Raw genomic sequence first — 25,015 nt, 5'->3', positions numbered from 1 at the left:
ACTTCCCGGTTTGTTGCCGCCCGGATCCGGGGGCTTGCCGTTAGCCCGTGTCGCGCAGCGGCGCGGTGCCGCGCCAGCCGCGTCGGTCCAGGGCCTCGAATACCTGGTCACGCAGCCGGTCGGGGTTGCCATACATTGCAGACGCTGTGATCCGCATCACCTCCCATCCTGAGCGGGTGTATGCCTGGTACTTGGCGATGTCGCGGTTCCACTGGAACCGGTCAGTGCGGTGGTGATCGCCCTCGTACTCGAACGCAAGTCGCAGCTCGGGATACGCGATCTCGCTGCAACCGAGCAGCATCCCATTGTGCGCCCGGACGTCGTAGTCGAGCGTTGGCTCCGGCGCGTCCCAGTCCATGAGCAGCACGCGCAGGTGCGACTCCGGCGCCGAGGCGCTGCGTGTCGAGAGGAGCGACAACTGCGACCTGAGGGCAGCCGCGCCCCGACGTCTACCTGCGTCGATCGCCCACTGCAACTCGGGGAGGGTCGCGAGCGGCGGCCGCGCCACACGGTTCGTGCCGGGTATCCGGTCGATGTGCAGTACCGCGTCCCCGAGCGCGATCGCGCTGCCGCGGTCGAGCCGCGGCGCGAGCATTGCCCAGGTGGAAGCCGGATTCGTGACCGGAAGCCCGCGGTGCACGACGAAGCTGGCGAGGTGGCTCGAAACGCGCACGCACGACACCCCCTGCCGTCTGAGCCCGCGCAGCGGGTGGTGGCACGCCACCTCGAGCTCGGGGTCAAGCGCCACAAGACCAGGGCCGGATCCGGATCCGCGCCCCGCATCGCGCGGGAGCGGAAGCCCCCAGATCGCCGCGGCAGTGAGGCCAGAGAAAGCGTATCCCAGAGGCAGTACGCGGGCGAGCGCCCGCGCGCGCTCCACGATTCGCAGGGCCTGGCGACTCTGCACCTTCGGCCCTCTTCGCCCCACCTCGTCATCGCTTTGGCGCAGGTAGGCACCGCGCGATACTCGCTCGACATCGGGCTGACGCAAACGCCGCCAGGGCACGCCGGCGGCGCGAGCCTCGGCTGCCGAGAAGACTCGGCCGAGCCGTGACGGCAGCGGATTCGGAGGACGGGACATGCCTCCACTCTTCCGGATTTCACCTGGGAACGATTAGGGTGACGCCCCGCCAGTGCGAATCGGTGGAGAACCCGCCCAACTTGATCGTTGTGGACGAGGATCCTGCCTGAGTGCGGCGCCGAGTTGTGGTGAGTCCCCCCTCGATTTCGGGACGAATCGCGCGGGGCACGGGCCGGCTCTCGCTGAGCGTGCGCGGTCGGATCCGGATCTGGGCCCGAAACCCGGGAGAAGTGGTCAGTTCCCTGCGGTAACGAGGCGCTAAACGCGGGTTTTGGGCCGAATCTCGCTGCGCGCGCAGTAGGCCCGGATCCGGCGCCCGGGAGAAGTGGTCAGTTCGCCGCGGTTACGAGGCGCTAAGCGCGGTTTTTGGGCCGAATCTCGCTGCGCACGCGCAAAGGGGGCTGGATCCGGATCCAGACCCGGCGCCCGGGAGAAGTGGTCAGTTCACCGCGGTAACGGGGCGCTAAGCGCGGTTTTTGGGCCGAATCTCGCTGCGCGCGCAAAGGGAGCTGGATCCGGAACCCGGAATAAGTGGTCAGTTCACCGCGGTAACGGGTCGCTGTGCGCGGGTTTTGGGCCGAATCTCGCTGAGCGCGCGCAAAGGGGCCGGATCCGGATCCAGACCCGGAACCCGGGAGAAGTGGTCAGTTCCCCGCGGCAAACAGGCGCGAAGCGCGGCTGACGGGCCGAAACTCAAGCAGCACCACGCCCGAGCGCGGCACCGAGCGCCGCCACATCCGACAGATCGTTCCACAGGTGGAACGACACCCGCGCGTTCCCGGCCCGCCCAGAGGCGGAGATCCCGGCAGCGGTCAGCCGCGCGAGGTCGCTCCCCGTGGGATCTGCCCAGGTCACGATGGCGGAATCGCCGGCGGGCAGCCCGAGCACCGAGCGCGCGGCGTCCGCGAGCGAGAGGTCGTAGGCGTGCACCTCTGCGGGGTCGAGCGAGGCGAAGCCGCGCAGCGCGGCCTCGGTGCCCGCGAGCAGCGGCCACGCGGGGGAGAGGTCGAAGCGCCCGGCGCCCGCAGCGAGCGGCGTGTGGCCCGCGTAGCACGAGCTCCACACGTCGTCGGCTGAGTACCAGCCGGCGGCGAGCGGCGTGAGGGTGTCGTCGAGCCCCGCGCGCACCGTGAGGAACGCCGTGCCGCGCGGCGCGCACAGCCACTTGTAGGCGTGGCAGACCGTGTAGTCAAAACCAGCCGCGCCGACGGGCAGCCAGCCGAGCGACTGCGTGAGGTCGACGAGCGTGCGCGCCCCCGCGGCGCGCGCGGCATCGGCAATCGCAGCGTGATCGGCCACTTCGCCCGTCGCGGACTGCACGAGCGAGAACGCAACGAGCGAGGTCGTCGGCCGGATCGCTGAGGCGAGCTCCGAAACGGGCGCGTAGCGCACGCGCACGCCCCGGGCGGCGAGCTGCTCGAACGGGTGGGTCAGTGAAGAGAAGTCGCCCTCGGCGCAGAGTACCTCGCCGCCATCAGGCACTCCGGTCGCGACGATCGAGGCGAGCTGCGAGACCTGGGATCCCACGGCCACGCGCTCGGCCGGCACTCCCGCGAGCTCGCCGAACAGGGCCCGGCAGCTCTCGACGAGTTCGCCGAGCGCCGCCGCGTCGATCCGGCCCGCGGCCCAGTCGTCGACGAAGCGATGCATCGCCTCGGCCGTCTCGCGGGTCGGAAGCCCGCCCGTGCACGCGGAAAGGTAGTTGCGACCTGCGGTATACGCGGCTCGGGCTTCGGCCAGCGGCGTTGCCTGCTGAAGTGTGACGCTCATGACCTCAGGCTATGGTCCGCGATCGCATAATGAAACAGAATCATTCTTATCTTTTGCTTCACGCTTCATTATGTTTCGGGTAGGATCTCCGCATGAGCACACTTCGCAGCGCTGATCCGCTCGGCTCGATCGACTCGACCGAGCTCAGGATCCTCCACGCCCTCGCGACCACGGGATCGCTCACGGCCGCGGCCGCGAGCCTCGGCCTCAGCCAGCCAGCGGTCAGCCAGCGCATTAAGCGCGTCGAGAATCGCCTGGCCGTGCCGCTGATCGAGCGTTCCGGGCGCGGGATCCGCCTCACCACGGCGGGCCAGATCCTCGCGGATCACGGCCGCACCGTCGTGGCTGAGATCGACGCCGCGCTGGCCGCGATCGACGACCTGCGCGGGGAGCGCGCCGGCACGCTCCGGATGGTCGGCTTCCCGTCGGCCTCCGCGACTCTCGTGCCCGCGCTCATGCGTCAGCTCGCGGAGGAGGCGCCCGACGTCGCGCTGCAGTACCGCGAGGCCGAGCCGCCCGCCGCTACCGCGATGCTCCGCGACGGCGAGGTCGACTGCGCGCTCATCTTCGACTACGAGGGCGCGGCGGAACTTCCGGCTGGCAGCGCATTTCTCCCGCTCTGGCGCGAGGAGGTGCACCTCGTTCTCTCCGACGACCGGGCGGCGGACGGCCGCCCAGCACACCTCGGCGACTTCGCTCACGAGCACTGGATCGCGGGCTGCGAGAAGTGCCGCGGCCACCTCCTCGCGGCGGCGGGCGAGGCGGGCTTCGAGCCGGACATCATCCAGGAGACCGACAACGTGCCGGCGATGCTCGCCATGGCCGCGGCCGGCGGCGCCGTCGCCCTCGTGCCCGGCCTCGCGCTCGCGGCGGCGCGCACGCTTCCCGACGACGCGCGGGCCGTCGCTCTCGAGCCGCCAAGGTACCGCACGATCGGCCTCGTCTCGATGTCGACCGCGAACGAGAGCCCGCAGGTGCGCCTCGCGAAGCGGATGCTCGCCCACGTCGACGGCAGCCGCTGGGGGCTGGAGTCGGTGGCGTGACGAAAACCACGCAGGAGCGAAAGCAGAATGCCAAGTTCACGGGGGAGGGAATCACGATGGACTACGCGCCGGGAGGCGCCTTGCAGCGGAAGACGCTGTGGGTGCTCGCGACCGCGACCGTGCTGGGCGGCCTGGGCGTCGGCGCCTCGCTGTCGGTGGGTGCGCTGCTGCTCGCCGAGGTGAGCGGCAACGATGCGATCTCGGGCCTCGCCTCGGCGGTGTTCAACGCGGGTGCGGCTGTGGCCGGCATCCCGCTGGCGCGCCTCGCGGCGAAGCGCGGCAGGCGCTCGGCACTCGTCACGGGCAGCGTCGTGGCGATGCTCGGCGCGCTCATCGCGATCTACTCGACCGTGCTCGGCTGGTGGTGGCTGCTCGCGATCGGCCTCGGCATGCTCGGCGTCGCGAGCGCTGTGCAGCTGCTCTCGCGCTTCACGGCGACCGACCTTGCGGTGCCCGAGAAGCGGGCGCGGGATCTCTCGCTCGTGGTGTGGGCGATCACGGTCGGCGCGGTCGTCGGCCCGAACCTCGTGGGCCCTGGCGCCGTCGTCGGCAATGCGATCGGCGTGACCCCGCTCGCGGGCGTCTTCGTGTTCGCGCTGTTCGCGCAGGTGCTCGCGGCCGCGGTGAACCTCTTCGGTCTGCGTCCGGATCCGCTGCTCACGGCGCGAAAGATCGCGGCGGCGGCGCGGGATCGCGCCGAGGCTCCGACCACAGGCGAGCTCGCCGCGGTCGGCGCGCGCCAGCTCACGGGAGACCGCAGGGCCCGGATCCTGACGATCGTCGTCATCGCGATCGCGCAGGCGATCATGGTCGGGCTCATGGCAATGACCCCGCTGCACCTCATGCACCACGAGGGCACGCCCGAGATCGTCGGCGTCACGCTCAGCCTGCACATCGCGGGCATGTACGCGCTGTCGCCCGTGTTTGGCTCGCTCGCGAGCCGCTTCGGCCGGATCCCCATCGTGGTCGTCGGCCTCCTCGTGCTGCTCGCCTCGATCGTGCTAGCGTTCGTGGCCGGCCCCTCGCACCTGTTGATCCAGGTGGCGCTCACGCTGCTCGGCCTCGGCTGGAGCGCGGTGACGGTCGCGGGGGCGGCGCTCCTCACCGAGCTCACGCCCGAGGCGGAGCGGCCCAGGTGGCAGGGCCGATCCGACGCGACGATGAGCGCGGCGGGCGCGATCGCGGGCGCGCTCTCCGGTGTGATCTTCGCGATCGGGGACTTTTCCTTCCTCGCGCTCGCGTGCGGCGCGCTGCTCGCGCTCGGCGCCGTGGCATCGATCCAGCTCGGCGTGCACACGAAGCGCGCGGTGGCCGCGGCTGCGCCGAATGTCGGTGGGTCGCGATAGACTGGGCCGCGATGTCTGAGACTACGGAACCCCAGTTTTCCACCGCCACCGGCGCCGACGTGCGCGTCCGTTTCTGCCCCTCGCCGACGGGCACGCCCCACGTCGGGATGGTGCGCACGGCCCTGTTCAACTGGGCCTATGCGCGGCACACGGGCGGCACCTTCGTGTTCCGGATCGAGGACACGGATGCGGCGCGTGACAGCGAGGAGAGCTACGGCCAGATCCTCGACTCGCTCCGCTGGCTCGGGCTCGACTGGGACGAGGGGATCGATGCGGGCGGCCCGCACGGCCCGTACCGCCAGTCGGAGCGCGGCGAGATCTATCAGGGCGTCATCGAGCAGCTGAAGGCGGGCGGCTACCTCTACGAGAGCTTCTCCACGGCCGAGGAGATCGACGCCCGCAACGAGGCCAACGGCCGCCCGAAGCAGCTCGGCTACGACAACTTCGACCGTGAGCTCACGGACGAGCAGCGCGCGGCCTTCCGCGCCGAGGGCCGCGAGCCCGCGCTCCGCTTCCGAGTGCCCGACACGGACCTCTCCTTCACGGACCTCGTGCGCGGCGACATCACGTTCCCCGCCGGTTCGACGATCGACTTCGTGGTGGTGCGCCCGAACGGCGCCCCGCTCTACACGCTCGTGAACCCCGTGGACGACGCGCTGATGGGCATCACTCACGTGCTCCGCGGCGAGGACCTGCTCTCCTCGACCCCGCGCCAGATCGCGCTCTATCACGCGCTCGTCGAGCTCGGCATCGCCGAGGCGATCCCGCACTTCGGTCACCTGCCGTACGTCATGGGTGAGGGCAACAAGAAGCTGTCGAAGCGGGATCCGGAGTCGAACCTGCTGCATCACCGCTCGCGCGGCTTCATCCCCGAGGGGCTCCTGAACTATCTGTCGCTGCTCGGCTGGTCGCTGGCGCCGGATCGCGACGTGTTCTCGAGCGAGGAGATGGTCGCGGCCTTCGACATCGCAGACGTAAACCCGAACCCGGCGCGCTTCGACCAGAAGAAGGCCGACGCGATCAACGCCGACCACATCCGGCTGCTCTCGGAGGAGGACTTCGGGAAGCGGATCCTGCCGTACCTGATCGCGGGCGGGGCCCTGCAGATCGAGCCGACCGAGGAGCAGCTCGACATCGTGCGCCGCGCGGTCCCGCTCGTGCAGAGCCGCGTCACGGTGCTCTCTGACGTGGTGGGCCTCATGGGCTTCCTCTTCACGAGCGTCGACCAGCTCGAATACGAAGACGACGCGCTGAAGTCGCTGAAGGACGATGCGCCGCAGGTGCTCGAGGCCGGGATCACCGCGCTCGACGCCGTTCCCGAGGGGGAGTGGACGACCGAGCAGATCCAGCACGCGCTGCAGACCGCGCTCATCGACGGGCTCGGCCTGAAGCCGCGCGTCGCGTTCGGGGCGCTCCGCGTCGCGGCGTCCGGCCGCAGGGTGTCGCCGCCGCTGTTCGAGTCGTTCGAGCTGCTCGGCAAGGACGAGAGCATTGCGCGCCTGCGCAAGCTCTCCGATCGGCTTGCAACCCGCTAGCGAGGAGTAGGAATGTCGGAGAGCGTGGGATCCGGAGGTGCCGGCGTCGTCGACACCGGCGGCGTCGCGCCGATCGGTGTCGCGATCATCGGCGGCGGGCCCGCCGGGCTCTCCGCTGGGCTGCAGCTCGTGCGGGCGAATCGCCGAATCGCGATCCTCGACAGCAACCGGCCCCGGCACTCCGCAACGCTCCAGTCGCACGGCTTCCTGACGCGCGACGGCGCGCCCCCGCTCGAGCTGCGCAGGCTCGGCCGCGAGGAGTTCCAGGCGTACCCGACGGCGATCTTCGCGCAGGCGCTCGCCCGCGAGGTCACCCCGCTCAGCCGGGAGGACGCGCTCGCGGTTGGGTTCCCCGACGGCATCGGCTTCCGCGTGCGCGGCTCCGGGATCCGGGGCTCAGCGGACGTCGAGTTCGTCGCGCGGCGTGTGCTGCTCGCAGCAGGTCTCACGGAGGAGCTCCCGGATCTGCCGATGATCAGGGCCTACTACGGCACCGCGCTGCACAGCTGCGTCGAGTGCGACGGCTTCGAGAAGACGGACAAGCCGCTCGCCCTCATCGGCGAGACGTCGGACCTCTTCGCACGCGCGCTCCTCATCAGCCGCTTCAGCTCGGATCTCGTGGTCTTCACGAACGGCGCCGAGACGATCCGCGCCGAGCAAGAGCAGCAGCTCGCGAGCATCGGGATCCGCGTGGAGCGCCGCCCGATCGACGACATCGTCGGCGAGAAGGCCGACATGACCGGGGTGCGGCTCGCCGACGGCGAGATTATCCCGCGCGTCGGCGGCTTCGTGCGCCCGCGCTGGCACGCGCCGGTCGAGTTCCTCGGCGAGCTCGAGCTCGAGCGCGACGACTGGGGCCTCGTCGTCGTGAGCGACAAGGGGGAGACCTCGATCCGCGGCGTCTACGCCGTCGGCGACATCGTGCCTCCCGGGCCGCAGCAGCTCATCATCGCCGCGGGCAACGGGGCGCGCGTCGCCGCGAAGCTCAACATGGACATGATCCGCGGTGCGCTTGGCGTCGGGCTGGTCGATGAGTGAGCGCGGGCGTGCGGGTGAGGACGGCCCGGTCATGAACCGGTCGAGGCGCGACGGCGCTGCGGGAGCGGACTCCGGGTCCGGATCAGGATCCGGCGCTGGATCGGGCGCGCAGTCCCAGGTGTCGCCCGCGATCGGCGGGGTCGCTGCGGCCGCGGGATCCCGCTACGCGATCGTGCTCGCGGCGTTCGTCGGCCTGCTGCTCATCTCGAACGTCGTCGCGGTGAAGCTCATCTCGTTCGGGCCGTTCATCGTCGACGGCGGGGTGTTCCTCTTCCCGCTCGTCTACATCGTGGGCGACGTGCTGACCGAGGTCTACGGGCTGAAGGCCGCGCGCCGCGCGATCCTCACCGCGTTCGCGCTGTCGCTCCTGATGTCGCTCACGATCTTCGTCGTGCAGGTCTCGCCCGTCGCCCCCGGTTGGGAGCAGCAGGAGGCCTTCGAATCGGTGCTCGGCTTCGTGCCCCGGATCGTGGCCGCGAGCCTCGGCGCGTTCCTCGCCGGGCAGCTCGTGAACGCGTGGGTGCTCGATCGGATGCGGCGCCGCACCTCGGGCCGCTTCCTGCGCACCCGGCTGATCGGCTCGACGATCGCGGGCCAGCTCATCGACACGATCGTGTTCTGCACGATCGCGTTCCTCGGGGTGCTCGAGGGCTGGGACTTCCTCGGCTACACGGCGCTCGGCTACGCGATCAAGGTGCTCGCCGAGGTCGTGCTGCTCCCCGTGACGACCCGCGTGATCGCGCGGGTGCGCGCCGCCGAGATGCACTCGGCGGGCTTGGCCGCGGGGCCCTCGGCCTAGCCGGCGACCCGCGCGGTGTCGCGCTCCGCCGCGGCCCGCGCGAACTCGGTGCCGTACACACGGCCGAGCACTTCGTCGCGCAGTTCGAGGAAAGTGTCGTCCAGGATCGACTGGCGGATCCGCTCGACGAGCCGCACGATGTAGCGCTCATTGTGGATCGTCGCGAGGGTGGATGCGAGCATTTCCTTCGCCTTGAACAGGTGGTGCAGGTAGGCGGCGGTCGTGTTCGTGCAGGTGTAGCAATCGCACTCGGCGTCGATCGGCTCGAAGCGGCGGCGCTGCGTCGCGGCCTTCGCGTTGATGCGGCCGGTCGAGGAGTAGAGCGTGCCGCCGCGGGCCTGGCGCGAGGGCGCGACGCAGTCGAAGGTGTCGCAGCCGGCGGCCACCCCGGCGAAGAGGTCGTCGGGTTCGGAGATCCCGAGCAGGTGCCGCGGCTTGTCCTCGGGGAGCTCGTCGCTCACCCAGCCGACGATCTCGGCGAGCTCGGTCTTCTCGATGGCGCCGCCGATGCCGAAGCCGTCGAAGCGCTGCTCGCTCGCCTCGGCGCCGGTCATCTCGGCGAGGCCGCGCGCCGCCTTGCGGCGGAGGTCCTCGTACTGGGCACCCTGCACCACGCCGAACAGTGCCTGATACGGGCGGTGATCCCGATCCCGCGTCTGGCGGGCATGCTCGTCGAGGCAGCGCACGGCCCAGCGCGCGGTGCGGTCGACGGAGTCCTCCTGATAGGCGCGGGAGTTGAAGAGCGTGGTGAGCTCGTCGAAGGCGAACATGATGTCCGCGCCCAGCTGGTGCTGAATCTGCATCGACACCTCGGGCGTGAAGCGGTGCTTATCGCCATTGATGAACGACTTGAAGGTGACGCCGTCCTCGTCGACGTGCGCGAGGCGCTCCTTGGTGCGCGCGATGACCTCGGCGTCGGTGTGCGCCTTCTCGCTCATGGAGATGACCTTCTTGAAGCCGACGCCGAGCGACATCACCTGGAACCCGCCGGAGTCGGTGAAGGTGGGGCCCTGCCAGTTCATGAACTTGCCGAGCCCGCCGGCCTCGTCCACGATGTCGGAACCCGGCTGCAGGAACAGGTGGTAGGCGTTCGCGAGCACCGCCTGCCCGCCGAGCTCGGTCACCGTCTCGGGAAGCAGCGCCTTCACCGTCGCCTTCGTGCCCACCGGGATGAACGCGGGAGTCTGGATCTCGCCGTGCGGGGTGCGGATCGTGCCGGCCCTGCCGAGGGGGCGGCCGTCGCTGCCGCGGGCTGCGCCCGCTTCCTGCCGCTGCTCGACCTCGAAGCCGAAGTCTGCGGGGGAGGGGGCGGGGGAGAGAGGGGTGCGCTCGTTCACCCGTCCATCTAAGCATCGGCAGGGTGGGAGCGTGGTGGTGGAGTCGTGGGCCGGCGCGCGGGCGGCGCTCGCTCTGTGTTCTGCGCTCGCTCCTAAAGGATGCGTCCGGATCGTGCGAACGAGCGCAGATTGCGGAGCGAGCGCCGGCGCCGGTCCCGGGCCCGGGGCCGCCTCGGGATCCGGAGCGCGCCGCGGTCCTTGGTACTGCCCCGCCTCTGCGCCTGCGCTCGTTCCGTGTTCTGCGCTCGTTCCTAAAGAATGCGTCCGGATTGTGCGAACGAGTGCAGTTTGCGGAGCGAGCGCCGGCGCCGGGCCCTGATCCAGAGCAGCTCCGGGCTCCGGAGCAGCGCCTGGATCCGGGGCCGCCTCGGGATCCGGAGCGCACTGCGGCCCCTGCCTGCCCCGCCCCTACTACTGCCCCTGCGCTCAATCTGTGTTCTGCGCTCGTTCCTACGGAATGCGTCCGGATCTTGCGAACGAGTGCAGTTTGCGGAGCGAGCGCCGGCGCCGGGCCCTGATCCAGAGCAGCTCCGGGCTCCGGAGCAGCGCCTGGATCCGGAGCAGCCCCGGGATCCGGAGCAGCGCCGGGATCCGGGGCCGGCTCGGGATCCGGAGCGCACTGCGGCCCCTGCCCGCCCCGCCCCTGCAACTGCGCCGGCGCTCGCTCTGTGTTCTGCGCTCGTTCCTAAAGAATGCGTCCGGATCTTGCGAACGAGTGCAGTTTGCGGAGCGAGCGCCGGCGCCGGGCCCGGATCCGGGGCCGAGAGTGCCGGATCCGGAGCCGACGCGCCCGGGAAACGGGGTGCAGTCGCGCGAAACGGGCAGTTTTGGCCGATTCGGGGACCGTGAGGCGCGGGTGGACGGTGGGGGTGCAAAACCCAACTTCCGCGGAATCATGCGGAGACACGCCCGGAATGCGGGCGCGAATTGCTGGGGGGTGGCGATCCGCGTAATGTATTCCCTTGTCAGCGAGACGGAGCGGGGCGCGAGAGCGGCCGGCCCGGAACAGACATCGGATCTACGGAGATCACACAGACTGCGGTTTGCAAGTAGCTCTGGATGTGTGTAAAGTTAGATTCTCGTCACACCGGTTCGGTGAGCGGCTGAAATGCCGGGTCAACGAACATGTCGGCGTGACACTCATTGCGGAAGCAAACCAAAGTGTTTGCGATGCGATTGAACGGTTGCTTCTCGGAGGCCCTGGTTAGGGGTTGACGGGTGGTGTCTGGTCTTTGAGAACTCAATAGTGTGCACTTGATTGTCAAATGCCAAATTTTTTATCCCCGGCACCTTCGGGTGTTGGAGATTCCTTTTTGGATGAATAATTCGGATCGTCAGTACTGGCTCCTTTTGGGGGTTGGTTGATGGTTTTGTTTTGTTTGTCAGGTCAAACTCGCAGTTGTCTGGCTTATTCCGCTGGATGGTTGCATTTGTTTTTTACGGAGAGTTTGATCCTGGCTCAGGACGAACGCTGGCGGCGTGCTTAACACATGCAAGTCGAACGCTGAAGCCTGCAGCTTGCTGCGGGTGGATGAGTGGCGAACGGGTGAGTAACACGTGAGCAACCTGCCCTTCACTCTGGGATAAGCGCTGGAAACGGTGTCTAATACTGGATATGTCCCATCACCGCATGGTGTGTGGGTGGAAAGATTTATCGGTGGAGGATGGGCTCGCGGCCTATCAGCTTGTTGGTGAGGTAATGGCTCACCAAGGCGACGACGGGTAGCCGGCCTGAGAGGGTGACCGGCCACACTGGGACTGAGACACGGCCCAGACTCCTACGGGAGGCAGCAGTGGGGAATATTGCACAATGGGCGCAAGCCTGATGCAGCAACGCCGCGTGAGGGATGACGGCCTTCGGGTTGTAAACCTCTTTTAGTAGGGAAGAAGCGAAAGTGACGGTACCTGCAGAAAAAGCACCGGCTAACTACGTGCCAGCAGCCGCGGTAATACGTAGGGTGCAAGCGTTGTCCGGAATTATTGGGCGTAAAGAGCTCGTAGGCGGCTTGTCGCGTCTGCTGTGAAAACCCGAGGCTCAACCTCGGGCCTGCAGTGGGTACGGGCAAGCTAGAGTGCGGTAGGGGAGATTGGAATTCCTGGTGTAGCGGTGGAATGCGCAGATATCAGGAGGAACACCGATGGCGAAGGCAGATCTCTGGGCCGTAACTGACGCTGAGGAGCGAAAGCATGGGGAGCGAACAGGATTAGATACCCTGGTAGTCCATGCCGTAAACGTTGGGAACTAGATGTAGGGCCTGTTCCACGGGTTCTGTGTCGTAGCTAACGCATTAAGTTCCCCGCCTGGGGAGTACGGCCGCAAGGCTAAAACTCAAAGGAATTGACGGGGGCCCGCACAAGCGGCGGAGCATGCGGATTAATTCGATGCAACGCGAAGAACCTTACCAAGGCTTGACATATAGGAGAACGCGCCAGAAATGGTGAACTCTTTGGACACTCTTATACAGGTGGTGCATGGTTGTCGTCAGCTCGTGTCGTGAGATGTTCGGTTAAGTCCGGCAACGAGCGCAACCCTCGTCCTATGTTGCCAGCACGTTATGGTGGGAACTCATGGGATACTGCCGTGGTCAACACGGAGGAAGGTGGGGATGACGTCAAATCATCATGCCCCTTATGTCTTGGGCTTCACGCATGCTACAATGGCCGGTACAAAGGGCTGCGATACCGTAAGGTGGAGCGAATCCCAAAAAGCCGGTCTCAGTTCGGATTGGGGTCTGCAACTCGACCCCATGAAGTCGGAGTCGCTAGTAATCGCAGATCAGCAACGCTGCGGTGAATACGTTCCCGGGCCTTGTACACACCGCCCGTCAAGTCATGAAAGTCGGTAACACCCGAAGCCGGTGGCCTAACCCTTGTGGGGGGAGCCGTCGAAGGTGGGACTGGTGATTAGGACTAAGTCGTAACAAGGTAGCCGTACCGGAAGGTGCGGCTGGATCACCTCCTTTCTAAGGAGCACTCAACCCCTTTGGGGGTTGTAGGGATGGTCAGATCATCACCGAATGTGTGGTGCTGGCCGCTCATGGGTGGAACATTTGATGAGTGCTGGATTCTGCATGGTTCTGGATGAGTACGCCGCGTAAGTGGTGGGAAAGTTTGGGATGGTGTGGGGTGTGGCCGTGGGTGCATACTATTGGGTCCTGGAGGACCAGCCGGCATCCCTGTGTGGGGTGTGGACTGAGACTTCTGGCCCGGGGTCACGGAACGTGTTGTTCGTGGGTTCGGGATCGACCGTACGTTGAGAACTACACAGTGGACGCGAGCATCTTCGCAACATCGCATTGCCTTTTTGGGGTGGTGGGGTGTTGCAGATACTAAATTTCATTGGTCACATGCCCGCATTTGTGTGGGTGTGTGTTTCTGATTACTTATGTGATTTCAAGTTTCTAAGAGCAAACGGTGGATGCCTTGGCATCTGGAGCCGAAGAAGGACGTCGTAATCTGCGATAAGCCTCGGGGAGCCGATAAACGGGCTGTGATCCGAGGATTTCCGAATGGGGAAACCCCGCCAGGGCGCGTGCGTACCTGGTGACTCCCGCCTGAATATATAGGGCGGGTTGAGGGAACGTGGGGAAGTGAAACATCTCAGTACCCACAGGAAGAGAAAACAACAGTGATTCCGGTAGTAGTGGCGAGCGAACCCGGATGAGGCTAAACCGTGCATGTGTGATACCTGGCAGGGGTTGCATGTATGGGGTTGCGGGACATGCCGTGAGAGGCTGCTGACTCTCGAGCGTGAGTGTGAAGCTATAGGAGAACCGCTTGGAACGGCGGACCGGAGTGGGTGAGAGTCCCGTATCCGAAATGGTTTTACCGCGTGGTGTGTATCCCAAGTAGCACGGGGCCCGAGAAATCCCGTGTGAATCTGTCAGGACCACCTGATAAGCCTAAATACTCCCAGATGACCGATAGCGGACTAGTACCGTGAGGGAAAGGTGAAAAGTACCCCGGGAGGGGAGTGAAAGAGTACCTGAAACCGTTTGCTTACAATCCGTCGGAGCCAGCTTGTTCTGGTGACGGCGTGCCTTTTGAAGAATGAGCCTGCGAGTTAGCGATATGTGGCGAGGTTAACCCGTGTGGGGTAGCCGTAGCGAAAGCGAGTCTGAATAGGGCGATTCAGTCGCATGTCCTAGACCCGAAGCGAAGTGATCTATCCATGGCCAGGTTGAAGCGTGTGTAAGAGCGCGTGGAGGACCGAACCCACTTAGGTTGAAAACTGAGGGGATGAGCTGTGGATAGGGGTGAAAGGCCAATCAAACTTCGTGATAGCTGGTTCTCTCCGAAATGCATTTAGGTGCAGCGTTGCGTGTTTCTTGCCGGAGGTAGAGCTACTGGATGGCCGATGGGCCCTACAAGGTTACTGACGTCAGCTAAACTCCGAATGCCGGTAAGTCAGAGCGCAGCAGTGAGACTGTGGGGGATAAGCTTCATAGTCGAGAGGGAAACAACCCAGATCACCAACTAAGGTCCCCAAGCGTGTGCTAAGTGGAAAAGGATGTGGAGTTGCTGTGACAACCAGGAGGTTGGCTTAGAAGCAGCCACCCTTGAAAGAGTGCGTAATAGCTCACTGGTCAAGTGATTCCGCGCCGACAATGTAACGGGGCTCAAGCACACCACCGAAGTTGTGGCATTCGCATGTAGACAAGCCTTCGTGGTTCAGTTGTGCGGATGGGTAGGAGAGCGTCGTGTGGCGAGTGAAGCGGCGGAGTGATCCAGTCGTGGATGCCACACGAGTGAGAATGCAGGCATGAGTAGCGAAAGACGGGTGAGAAACCCGTCCTCCGGAAGACCAAGGGTTCCAGGGTCAAGCTAATCTGCCCTGGGTAAGTCGGGACCTAAGGCGAGGCCGACAGGCGTAGTCGATGGACAACGGGTTGATATTCCCGTACCGGCGGTAAACCGTCAAAGACCTAACCAGTAGTGCTAAGCAATCCAATATTCCGCGGATCCTTCGGGTGATGTGGGGTGGCGGCTGCGAACCCGAACTGGGGTGGTGAGCGTGAGGTGTGACGCAGGAAGGTAGATGGTCCCGGGCGATGGTTGTCCCGGGCTAAGCGTGTAGCCTGCGGGATAGGCAAATCCGTCCCGCGTGAAGGGTGAGATGCGATGGGGACCCGTATGGGGAAGTCATTGATCCTATGCTGCCGAGAAAAGCATCGACGTGAGGTTTGCTGTTGCCCGTACCCCAAACCGACTCAGGTGGTCAGGTAGAGAATACTCAGGAGATCGAGATAATCATGGTGAAGGAACTCGGCAAAATGCCCCCGTAACTTCGGGAGAAGGGGGGCCATCCACTTATTAGGATTTACTCCGAAAGGGTGTGGTGGCCGCAGAGACCAGTGGGAAGCGACTGTTTACTAAAAACACAGGTCCGTGCCAACACGCAAGTGGACGTATACGGACTGACGCCTGCCCGGTGCTGGAAGGTTAAGAGGAGAGGTTAGACCTTGGTCGAAGCTTTGAATTTAAGCCCCAGTAAACGGCGGTGGTAACTATAACCATCCTAAGGTAGCGAAATTCCTTGTCGGGTAAGTTCCGACCTGCACGAATGGCGTAACGACTTCCCAGCTGTCTCCACCGTGAACTCGGCGAAATTGCAGTACGAGTAAAGATGCTCGTTACGCGCAGAAGGACGGAAAGACCCCGTGACCTTTACTACAGCTTGGTATTGGTGTTCGGTGTGGCTTGTGTAGGATAGGTGGGAGACTGTGAAGCAGGGACGCTAGTTCTTGTGGAGTCATTGTTGAAATACCACTCTGGTCATATTGGATATCTAACTACGGACCCTGATCGGGTTCTGGGACAGTGCCTGGTGGGTAGTTTAACTGGGGCGGTTGCCTCCCAAAAAGTAACGGAGGCGCCCAAAGGTTCCCTCAACCTGGTTGGCAATCAGGTGGCGAGTGTAAGTGCACAAGGGAGCTTGACTGTGAGACTGACAGGTCGAGCAGGGACGAAAGTCGGGACTAGTGATCCGGCAGTGGCTTGTGGAAGCGCTGTCGCTCAACGGATAAAAGGTACCTCGGGGATAACAGGCTGATCTTGCCCAAGAGTCCATATCGACGGCATGGTTTGGCACCTCGATGTCGGCTCGTCGCATCCTGGGGCTGGAGTTGGTCCCAAGGGTTGGGCTGTTCGCCCATTAAAGCGGTACGCGAGCTGGGTTTAGAACGTCGTGAGACAGTTCGGTCCCTATCCTCTGCGCGCGTTGGAGATTTGAGAGGATCTGACCCTAGTACGAGAGGACCGGGTTGGACGGACCTCTGGTGTGCCAGTTGTTCTGCCAAGGGCATGGCTGGTTGGCTACGTTCGGGATGGATAACCGCTGAAAGCATCTAAGCGGGAAGCCGGCCTCGAGATGAGATCTCCCTACACCTTGTGTGTGTGAGGCTCCCAGTAGATGACTGGGTTGATAGGCCAGATGTGGAAGCACGGCAACGTGTGGAGCTGACTGGTACTAATAAGCCGACGACTTGATTTCTACCCCACTTGATGGGGGCATAACATAATCAGTAACGATGATCGCGTCCACTTTGTGGTTCTTGACGTACGGCCACACCAACCCCTACCGGGGGGTGGGTGGTCACATGTTAATAGAGTTACGGCGGCTATAGCGTCAGGGAAACGCCCGGTCACATTCCGAACCCGGAAGCTAAGACTGACTGCGCCGATGGTACTGCACTCGGGAGGGTGTGGGAGAGTAGGACACCGCCGGACACCTTTTCAAGAGGGGTCGCACCGTATGCCGCTGACGGCATGCTGGTGCGGCCCCTTTTCTCGTTTCCGGGCCTTTCGTCGCCCGATCCGGGGCCTTCGCGCCGAGTTCACGGGCGCATTTCCGGTAGAATGGACCGGAGAACTCACGACGACCGACAACTGGGAAGCGGGCCGCCTATGGGAGCGATGATGGGCATGCTGCTCGGTCTCGCTTTCCTTAGTCCCCTCGTGCATCCGATCGTCCGCCGCCTCGGCCGGATCGTCTTCGTGCCGCTTGCGATCCTTCTCGCGGCCGTGTTCGCTGTCGTGCTCGTCATCGCGCAGCCCGTGTTCGCAGGCGAGGTGCTCGTCGAGCAGCTGCCGTGGATTCCGCAGCTCGGGATCACGCTCACGTTCAGGCTCGACGTGCTCTCCGCGATTTTCGCCCTGCTTGTCTCGGGCGCCGGCGCCCTCGTGCTGCTCTACTGCGCCCACTACTTCGAGGACGGGGACGCGGGCCTCCCGCGCTTCGCCGCCGTGTTCATGGGCTTCGTGACGTCGATGTTCGGGCTCGTGCTCGCCGACGATGTCTACCTCCTCTTCATCTTCTGGGAGGGCACCACGGTGTTCTCCTTCCTGCTCATCGGGCACGTCACGCGTCTCCGCACGGCGAACTCGGCCGCGCTGCAGGCGCTCATGGTCACCGTGTTCGGCGGGCTCGCGATGCTCGTCGGCTTCGTGCTGCTGGCGCAGGCCGCCGGCACCTCGCTGCTCTCGGAGATCGTCGCGGATCCGCCGCAGGGCGCGCTCGGAACGGTCGCCATCTTCCTCGTGCTCGCCGGCGCGCTCTCGAAGTCGGCGATTTTCCCGTTCCACTTCTGGTTGCCCGGCGCCATGGCGGCGCCGACCCCCGTGAGCGCCTACCTCCACGCCGCCGCGATGGTGAAGGCCGGCGTGTACCTGATCCTGCGCGTCGTCCCGGGTTTCGGCGACGTTCCCGGCTTCCGCGAGACCCTCGTGATTCTCGGCGCGATCACGATGATCAACGGCGGGATTCGCGCCCTCAGGCAGTTCGACATCAAGCTGATTGTCGCGCACGGCACCGTCAGCCAGCTCGGCATGCTCGTCATGGTGATCGGCGTCGGGGATCCCCGTGCGTCCTTTGCGGGGCTCGCCCTGCTGCTGGCTCACGCGCTCGCGAAGGCTCCGCTCTTCCTCGCCGTCGGCATCATCGATCACGCCACGGGCACCCGTGACCTGCGGAAACTCTGCGGGATCGGAAGGCGGATGCCCGCGCTCACGGTGCTCACCGTGATCGCCGCCGCCTCGATGGCGGGGATCCCGCCCTTCATCGGCTTCGTGGCGAAGGAGTCCGCGTTTACGGAACTGCTGAGCATCGGCGAGACGCGCCCGCTCGCGCTCGTCGCCTTCTGGGTCGCGGTCGGCGGCAGCGTGCTCACGGTCGCCTACATGGGGCGCTTCCTCTGGGGCGCATTCGCGCAGAAGCCTGACACGGTGGAGTGCGCCGTCGTGCATCGGCCGAGCTGGCAGATCCATGTCGCTCCCAGCATGTTCGTCGCGCTCACCCTCGCGGGCGGGATCGCGGCCCCGTGGCTCGACCGGGTGCTGCAGGCCGCCGTCGTGCCCGCGGACGGCCACCACCCCGAGCATCTTGCGCTCTGGCACGGCCTCACCCCGGCGCTCTGGGCCTCGCTCTGCGTGCTGCTGCTCGGTGCGCTCCTCGCGATCGCCGCCTCGAGGCTGCGCCCGCGCCTCCCTGCTCCCTCCGAGCGCTGGTCCGCCTCGCACGCCTACTGGGTGCTCACGCACTGGGTCGACGTGCTCGCCGTGCGTCTCACGGCCCTCACGCAGCGCGGCTCGCTGCCCTTCTACCTCGCCGTGATCCTGATCGTGCTGATCCTCGGCCTCGGCGGCACGCTGCTCGCCACGGGGGAGTGGCCCGAGCAGCTCACCCTCGTGACGCTCCCGGTGCAGGTGCCGATCGCGCTCGTCATGATCGCGGCGTCGATCGCCTCGCTCCGCGCCCGCACGCGCTTCCAGTCCGTCGTGCTCGTCGGCGTCACGGGGTACGGCATGGCCGCGATCTTCGCGACCCACGGTGCGCCGGATCTCGCGCTCACGCAGGCCCTCGTCGAGACCGTCACGCTCATCGCGTTCGTGCTGGTGATCCGCCGCCTCCCGCAGCGGCTCGGCTCGGGCTCCCGCCTCTCGATCCGCGCGATCCGCATAGCGATCGGCGCCGGCGTCGGCCTCGTCATGGGGGCGCTCGCTGTCGTGGCCCTCGGGTCCCGGATCGCCGAGCCCATCTCGCTGAACCTGCCCGAGCTCGCGTCGAAGGGCGGCCACGGCAGCAACGTCGTGAACGTCATGCTCGTCGATATCCGCGGCTGGGACACGCTGGGCGAACTCTCCGTGATCCTGGCGGCCGCGACCGGCGTCGCCTCGCTCGTCTTCCTCAGCACCCGCGCCGACCTGCGGCCCAAGCTGCGGCGCAGCGAGGCCCGCTCGCAGGCGCGCGCGCATCTGCTGCGGGTGGCGGATCCGAACGACCCGGCGACGCGCGGCACCTGGGTGCTCGCGGGCCGCCACCTCGATCCCGCGCGCCGCTCGATCCTGCTCGAGGTCGTGGTGCGCCTGATCTTCCACGCGCTCATCATCCTGTCGATCTACCTGCTGCTCACGGGCCACAACTCGCCAGGCGGCGGCTTCGCGGGTGGCCTCGTCGCCGGCCTCGCGCTCGTCGCGCGCTACCTCGCCGGGGGCAGGCACGAGCTCGGGGCGACGGTTCCGCTCGACGCCGGCCGGATCCTCGGCATCGGTCTCGCGCTCGCGGTGACGATGGCGATCCTGCCGCTCTTCTTCGGCCAGTCCGCGCTCGCGTCCTCCTGGGTCGACGTCGACCTCGGGATCTTCGGCACGCTGCCGTTCGTGACCTCGACGCTCTTCGATGTCGGCGTGTACCTCGTGGTGTTCGGCCTGATCCTCGACGTCCTGCGCAGCCTGGGCGCCGAGATCGACGAGCACGAGGAGGCCGAGATCGCAGCGTTCGAAGAGGAGGAGGTGAGCCGCTCATGACCATGCCGCTCGTCCTCGTCGCCGTGATGGTCGTCATGTACGCCTGCGGCGTGTACCTCATGCTCGACCGCACGCTCACGCGCCTGCTGCTCGGCTTCCTGCTCGTCGGCAACGCGACGAACCTGCTGATCTTCCTGATGTCGGGATCCTTCGGCGCCGCTCCGATCGTGGGGCAGGCCGAGCCGGAGGAGATGTCCGACCCGCTCCCGCAGGCCTTCATCCTCACGGCGATCGTGATCACCTTCGGCGTCGCGGCGTTCCTACTCGCCCTCATCTACCGCTCGTGGCGCCTCGCCCGCGACCGCGACGACTGGGTCACGGACGACGAGGCGGATCTCGAAATCGCGACGACCGAGGCGCTCACCACGGACGAGGTCACGGACGAGGACCTCGAGGAGACGCCGGAGTCCTCCGACGACCACGACGAGGAGCACCTGGAGGACCGCGAGCACCCGCTCGAACCGGTCGTCACCCCGGAGCACGAGACGAAGGAGGAAGAGCGATGATCTGGCTCGTTCCCCTCGTCGTGCTGATCCCGCTCGCGGGCGCGGCCTTCGCGCTCGCCGTGCCGGGGCACCGCAGGCTGCAGCAGGGCATCACGCTCGTCTCGCTCAGCCTCGTGCTCGTGCTCGGCGGCGCGCTCATGTGGCTCGCCGACACGAGCGGCACGCTCGTCATGGAGGTCGGCGGCTGGGCCGCGCCGTTCGGGATCGCGCTCGTGGTCGACCGCGTCGCGGCGCTCATGGTGACGGTCTCGGCCGTCGTGCTCCTCGCGGTCTTCCTCTTCTCGCTCGGCCAGGGCCTCGCGGACGGCGACGAGGACACCCCGGTCTCGATCTACTACCCGACGTATCTCGTGCTGGGCGCTGGCGTCTTCAACGCGTTCATCGCGGGCGACCTCTTCAACCTCTACGTCGGCTTCGAGATCCTGCTCGTCGCGAGCTACGTGCTCATCACGCTCGGCGGCACGGCCCCGCGCATCAGGGCCGGCGTCACCTACGTGATCGTTTCGCTCGTGTCCTCGGTGCTGTTCCTGTCCGCGATCGGGCTGATCTACGGCGCGACGGGCACGGTCAACATGGCGCAGCTCACCGTGCGCATCGCCGAGCTGCCGAGCGAGGTGCAGCTGCTCCTGAACCTCGCGCTGCTCATCGCGTTCGGGATCAAGGCGGCCGTCTTCCCGCTGTCGTTCTGGCTGCCCGACTCGTATCCGACGGCGCCTGCGCCCGTCACCGCGGTCTTCGCCGGCCTCCTCACGAAGGTGGGCGTCTACGCGATCATCCGCACGCAGACGCAGCTTTTCCCCGTCTCGAGCGTCGATAGTCTGCTGCTCGTGATCGCGGGGCTCACGCTCCTCATCGGGATCCTGGGCGCCGTTGCCCAGCTCGACATCAAGCGACTGCTCTCGTTCACGCTCATCAGCCACATCGGCTACATGATCTTCGGCATCGCGATGGCGAACGCGGCCGGGTTTGCCGCGACGATCTACTACATCGCGCACCACATTATTGTGCAGACGACCCTGTTCCTCGCGGTCGGACTGCTCGAGCGCCAGGGCGGCACGACGTCGCTCGCGGAGCTGCGCGGCATGCTGCGCGCGTCGCCCGTGATCGCGGTGCTCTTCTTCATTCCCATGCTGAACCTCGGCGGGATCCCGCCGTTCTCCGGGTTCATCGGCAAGGTGGGGCTCTTCACCGCGGCCGCCGATCTCGCGACGCCGGGCACCTACTGGCTGATCGGGATCGGGGCGCTCGTGTCCCTGCTCACGCTGTACGCGCTCGCGCGCGCGTGGGTGCTCGCGTTCTGGCGCACGCGCAGGCGCCCCGCCGCGGATCCCGCGCAGCCCGCGACCGGCGCGGTGCCGAGCACCGAGGCGCTCCGGCTGCGCGAGCGCGAGGAGGCCATGCTCGAGCGGCTGCAGGACGCGCCCGACGCGCGCCCCACGCAGGAGCAGAAGGAGATCCCGCGCCTGATGGTGGGTGCGACAGCAGGCATGGTGGCCGTGAGCATCGCGCTCACCGTGTTCGCGGGGCCGCTCTACGGCTACGCGACGCGGGCGGGGGAGAACCTCGCCGACTCCGGCCGGCTCGTGGAGCTCGTGCTCGGCGACACCCCCGGCGAGCTCCCCGGTGGCAGCGGCGACACCCGACTCGAGGGGGCCGGATCATGAGCCCGCGGAGCGAGGGCGGCGGCGTGCGGGGCGACGCGCGCGGCGACGCGAACCCGCGGGCCGGGCGCAGGCTCGAGTGGATCGTGCGCTTGCACGAGCTCCCGCTGCTCGTGGGGCTCGTGGTGCTCTGGATGATGCTCTGGCAGGAGATCTCGCCGATGTCGCTCGTGAGCGGGATCGTCGTCGCGATCTTCGTGATGCGCGTGTTCTACCTGCCGCCCGTCGAGCTGGCCGGCCGCTTTAACCCGTGGTACGCGCTGAGGTTCCTCGGCTACTTCCTGTGGAACCTGTCGAAGGCGTCGTGGGAGGTCGCCTGGCTTGCGGTGAAGCCCGGGCCGCCGCCCGCGACCTCGATCATCGCGGTCAGGCTGACGACCAGGTCAGACTTCATCATCACGGCCGTCGGCCTCACGATCTCGCTCATCCCGGGCTCGCTCGTGGCTGAGGTGGACCGCTTCGCGTCGACGCTCTACCTGCACGTGCTCGGCACGCCGACGCAGAAGGAGATCACGGCGATGCGCCGCGACGTGCGACACCTCGAGTACCTGCTCGTCCACGCCGTGGGCTCGCGCGAAGAGATCAGGGGGCTGAAATGAGCGTCTTCATGCTCGCCTGCATCATCGCCGCCGGCCTCGGCCTCACGATGGCCGCCGTGGCCGCCATCATCCGGATCGTGCGCGGGCCGACCATCCTCGACCGGATGATCGCCTCGGACGTGCTGCTCACGACGCTCATGCTCGTCGTCGGCGCCGACATGGTCGTGCGCAACCACACGGACACGATCCCGCTCATGACGGTGATTGGCGCGACCGCGACGCTCGCGACCATCGTCGTCGCGCGCTTCGTGAAGCGCCGGGCCGACGTGCCGCGCGACCCCGACCGGCTGAGGGGAGACAGCAATGTTTGACGAGATCATGGACGTCGCCGCCGTCGTGTGCGTGCTGCTCGCCGGCGTGCTCTCCGCCGCGGCGGGCATCGGCCTCCTGCGCTTCCCGGACGCGCTCAGCCGGCTGCACGCGGCGACGAAGCCGCAGATCTTCGGCCTGCTGCTCGTCATCGCGGCGATCGCGCTCGACCAGCGCTCCTTCCCGACCCTGCTCGCGCTCGTGCCCGTATTCGTGTTCCAGTGCCTGACGGCGCCGATCGCGGCACACATGGTGGGCCGCGCCGCCTACCGCACGGGGCAGCTCGACACTGAGACGCTCGTGGTCGACGAGCTCGGCCCCGCGATCGAGCGCAGCGACTCGCTCTACCGCTAGCCGGATCCGGCACGACACAGCGGAGGGCCCGGAACCGATCGACTCGGTTCCGGGCCCTCCGCTGTTCGCCTGCCTCCGTGGCTCCTACGCGTCCACGAGGTAGCGGCTGTACGCCGGCACCGTGAGGAAGGTGGGGAAGTCGTCGCCCAGGGCGACGTCCGCGAAGAGCTCGGCGGCGTCGGCGAAGCGGTCGCCCTCGAAGCGCTCGAAGCCCTCGACCGTCTCGGCCACGATCCCCGCGACCCAGTCGCGGGTGATGCGGGTGCCCTCGGCGGTCGACTGATCCTGGTGGATCCACTGCCAGATCTGCGAGCGGCTGATCTCGGCGGTCGCGGCGTCCTCCATGAGGTTGTCGATCGCGACGGCGCCCATGCCGCGCAGCCACGCCTCGATGTAGCGGATCCCGATCGAGACGTTCTCGCGCACACCGGCCTCGGTGATGTCACGGCCGATGCGGACGTCGAGCAGGTCCGCCGCGGTGACGCGGACGTCGTCGCGCTGGCGATCGACCTGGTTCGGGCGGTCGCCGAGCACGGCGTCGAACTCGGCCTGGGCGACCGGGATCAGGTCGGGGTGCGCGACCCAGGTGCCGTCGAAGCCGTCCGTGGCCTCGCGCTGCTTGTCGGCGCTGACCTTCTCCTCGGCGCGGCGGGTGACCTCGGGGTCGCGGCGGTTCGGGATGAACGCGCTCATGCCGCCGATCGCGTGCGCCCCGCGCTTGTGGCAGGTCTGCACGAGGAGCTCCGTGTAGGCGCGCATGAAGGGCACCGTCATCGTGACCTCGCTGCGATCCGGGAGCACGAAGCGTGCGCCGCGGCCGCGGTAGTTCTTGATGATCGAGAAGATGTAGTCCCAGCGCCCGGCGTTCAGGCCGGCGATGTGATCCCGCATCACGTACAGGATCTCCTCCATCTCGAAGGCGGCGGGGAGCGTCTCGATGAGCACGGTCGCGCGGATCGTGCCGTGATCGAGGCCGAGCGCCTGCTCGGTGTAGGTGAAGATGTCGTCCCACAGCTTCGCCTCCTCGCTCGACTCGAGCTTTGCGATGTAGAAGTAGGGGCCGCGGCCGCGCGACACGAGCTCGCGGGCGTTGTGGAAGGCGTAGAGGCCGAAGTCGACGAGGCTGCCGGAGGCGGCGCCCGACTGGCCGTGCTTGTCGGTGAAGCGGATGTGCTTCTCGACGAGGTGCCAGCCGCGGGGGCGCATTACGATCGTGGGCGTGCGCTCGGCCGTGATCCGGTACTCCTTGCCCTCGGGGCTCGTGTACTCGAGCTGATTGCGGATCGCGTCGAAGAGCGAGAGCTGGCCGCCGATGACGTTGCGCCAGGTCGGGCTCGTCGCGTCCTCCTGGTCCGCGAGCCAGACCTTCGCGCCCGAGTTCATCGCGTTGATTGTCATCTTCGGGTCGGTCGGGCCCGTGATCTCGACGCGGCGGTCCTCGAGCCCGGGGCCCGCGCCGGCGACCTGCCACTCGGCGTCCTCGCGGATCGCGCGCGTGTCCTCACGGAAGCGCGGATCGCGGCCGTTGCCGATCTCGTAGCGGCGGCGCTGCCGGTCGGCGAGGCGCTCGTGCCGCGTGCTCGCGAAGCGGTCGTGCAGTTCGGTGAGGAACTGCAGCGCCTCGGGCGTGAGGATCTCGTCGCTGCGGTCGAAGGGGCGACCGGTCACGTCGATGCGGGGGCCGAATGCGGGGGTGGCGGTCTGCGTCTGCTGCTGAACCGCCTGCGTCGTGGTCATGATCTGTTCCTTTTCTGAAGGGGGAGTGGGCCGACTCGGGATCGAGTCCTGCGCTGTAGTTCCATCTTGCGGGCAGGGAAACGCCCCGGATCGGCG

General features: G+C 66.7%; 15 protein-coding genes and 3 rRNA genes. 14 read left to right on the top strand and 4 right to left on the bottom strand.

All coding sequences use genetic code 11. The features are described 5' to 3' along the window. Positions 1–40 precede the first annotated feature (40 nt). Positions 41–907 (bottom strand): hypothetical protein, encoded by an 867-nt coding sequence (locus tag ACOPJ3_RS10545; protein ID WP_427869123.1) that lies wholly within the window; start codon positions 905–907, stop codon positions 41–43. Between the two features lie 867 nt (positions 908–1,774). Further along, positions 1,775–2,851 (bottom strand): aminotransferase class V-fold PLP-dependent enzyme, encoded by a 1,077-nt coding sequence (locus ACOPJ3_RS10540; protein ID WP_427869122.1) that lies wholly within the window; start codon positions 2,849–2,851, stop codon positions 1,775–1,777. Positions 2,852–2,943: 92 nt separating this feature from the next. On the opposite strand from ACOPJ3_RS10540, the gene ACOPJ3_RS10535 reads away from it, so the two are divergent. Genes ACOPJ3_RS10535 through ACOPJ3_RS10515 form a run of 5 tightly spaced genes read left to right on the top strand, consistent with a single transcriptional unit; the run spans position 2,944 to position 8,612 of the window. Continuing rightward, on the top strand, positions 2,944–3,894 hold the full coding sequence (locus ACOPJ3_RS10535) for a LysR family transcriptional regulator (protein WP_427869121.1): 951 nt from the start codon (positions 2,944–2,946) through the stop codon (positions 3,892–3,894). Next, the gene (locus ACOPJ3_RS10530; RefSeq protein ID WP_427869120.1) at positions 3,891–5,240 is read left to right on the top strand and encodes an MFS transporter; all 1,350 of its coding nucleotides are present in this window, start codon (positions 3,891–3,893) and stop codon (positions 5,238–5,240) included. The genes ACOPJ3_RS10535 and ACOPJ3_RS10530 overlap by 4 nt, the downstream gene beginning before the upstream one ends. An 11-nt stretch (positions 5,241–5,251) precedes the next feature. Next, a complete protein-coding gene (gene gltX / locus ACOPJ3_RS10525) occupies positions 5,252–6,775 on the top strand; it encodes a glutamate--tRNA ligase (protein ID WP_427869119.1) in 1,524 nt (507 codons plus the stop codon). A 12-nt stretch (positions 6,776–6,787) separates the two neighbouring features. Beyond that, a complete protein-coding gene (locus ACOPJ3_RS10520; protein WP_427869118.1) occupies positions 6,788–7,813 on the top strand; it encodes an NAD(P)/FAD-dependent oxidoreductase in 1,026 nt (341 codons plus the stop codon). A 31-nt stretch (positions 7,814–7,844) separates the two neighbouring features. Then, positions 7,845–8,612: a queuosine precursor transporter gene (locus ACOPJ3_RS10515; RefSeq protein ID WP_427869117.1), complete on the top strand. Its 768-nt coding sequence runs from the start codon at positions 7,845–7,847 to the stop codon at positions 8,610–8,612. Here ACOPJ3_RS10515 and tgt read toward each other — a convergent pair. Next, positions 8,609–9,949, bottom strand: coding sequence for a tRNA guanosine(34) transglycosylase Tgt (gene tgt, locus ACOPJ3_RS10510; RefSeq protein WP_427869116.1), 1,341 nt, complete (start codon positions 9,947–9,949; stop codon positions 8,609–8,611). The genes ACOPJ3_RS10515 and tgt overlap by 4 nt on opposite strands. 1,436 nt (positions 9,950–11,385) lie before the next feature. Between tgt and ACOPJ3_RS10505 the strand changes: the two genes are divergently transcribed. From ACOPJ3_RS10505 to mnhG, 9 genes are all read left to right on the top strand, one after another. Beyond that, positions 11,386–12,912: ribosomal RNA gene (locus tag ACOPJ3_RS10505) — 16S ribosomal RNA — on the top strand. 428 nt (positions 12,913–13,340) lie between these two features. Beyond that, positions 13,341–16,442 (top strand): 23S ribosomal RNA (locus ACOPJ3_RS10500). Positions 16,443–16,561: 119 nt separating this feature from the next. Continuing rightward, a 5S ribosomal RNA gene (gene rrf, locus ACOPJ3_RS10495) occupies positions 16,562–16,678 on the top strand. The 16S, 23S and 5S rRNA genes sit together here, the layout of an rRNA operon. Before the next feature lie 177 nt (positions 16,679–16,855). Continuing rightward, positions 16,856–19,753, top strand: a complete 2,898-nt coding sequence (locus ACOPJ3_RS10490) for a Na+/H+ antiporter subunit A (RefSeq protein ID WP_427869115.1) — start codon at positions 16,856–16,858, stop codon at positions 19,751–19,753. After that, positions 19,750–20,259, top strand: coding sequence for a Na(+)/H(+) antiporter subunit C (locus tag ACOPJ3_RS10485; RefSeq protein ID WP_427869114.1), 510 nt, complete (start codon positions 19,750–19,752; stop codon positions 20,257–20,259). The genes ACOPJ3_RS10490 and ACOPJ3_RS10485 overlap by 4 nt, the downstream gene beginning before the upstream one ends. Next, positions 20,256–21,923: a Na+/H+ antiporter subunit D gene (locus ACOPJ3_RS10480; protein WP_427869113.1), complete on the top strand. Its 1,668-nt coding sequence runs from the start codon at positions 20,256–20,258 to the stop codon at positions 21,921–21,923. The genes ACOPJ3_RS10485 and ACOPJ3_RS10480 overlap by 4 nt, the downstream gene beginning before the upstream one ends. Beyond that, positions 21,920–22,519, top strand: a complete 600-nt coding sequence (locus ACOPJ3_RS10475) for a Na+/H+ antiporter subunit E (RefSeq protein ID WP_427869112.1) — start codon at positions 21,920–21,922, stop codon at positions 22,517–22,519. Before ACOPJ3_RS10480 ends, ACOPJ3_RS10475 begins: the two co-directional genes overlap by 4 nt. Next, complete coding sequence (locus tag ACOPJ3_RS10470) at positions 22,516–22,830, top strand: monovalent cation/H+ antiporter complex subunit F (RefSeq protein ID WP_427869111.1); 315 nt, start codon at positions 22,516–22,518, stop codon at positions 22,828–22,830. Before ACOPJ3_RS10475 ends, ACOPJ3_RS10470 begins: the two co-directional genes overlap by 4 nt. Further along, a complete protein-coding gene (mnhG, locus tag ACOPJ3_RS10465) occupies positions 22,823–23,182 on the top strand; it encodes a monovalent cation/H(+) antiporter subunit G (RefSeq protein WP_427869110.1) in 360 nt (119 codons plus the stop codon). Before ACOPJ3_RS10470 ends, mnhG begins: the two co-directional genes overlap by 8 nt. Positions 23,183–23,266: 84 nt before the next feature. On the opposite strand, the gene aceB is transcribed toward mnhG, so the two are convergent. Further along, a complete protein-coding gene (aceB, locus tag ACOPJ3_RS10460) occupies positions 23,267–24,919 on the bottom strand; it encodes a malate synthase A (RefSeq protein WP_427869109.1) in 1,653 nt (550 codons plus the stop codon). Positions 24,920–25,015: the final 96 nt, after the last annotated feature.

Source organism: Leucobacter luti (genome assembly GCF_050310065.1).
Lineage (GTDB): Bacteria > Actinomycetota > Actinomycetes > Actinomycetales > Microbacteriaceae > Leucobacter > Leucobacter luti_B.
The sequence above is the reverse complement of the archived record's forward strand: the minus strand, read 5'-3'. Positions and strand labels throughout refer to the sequence as shown.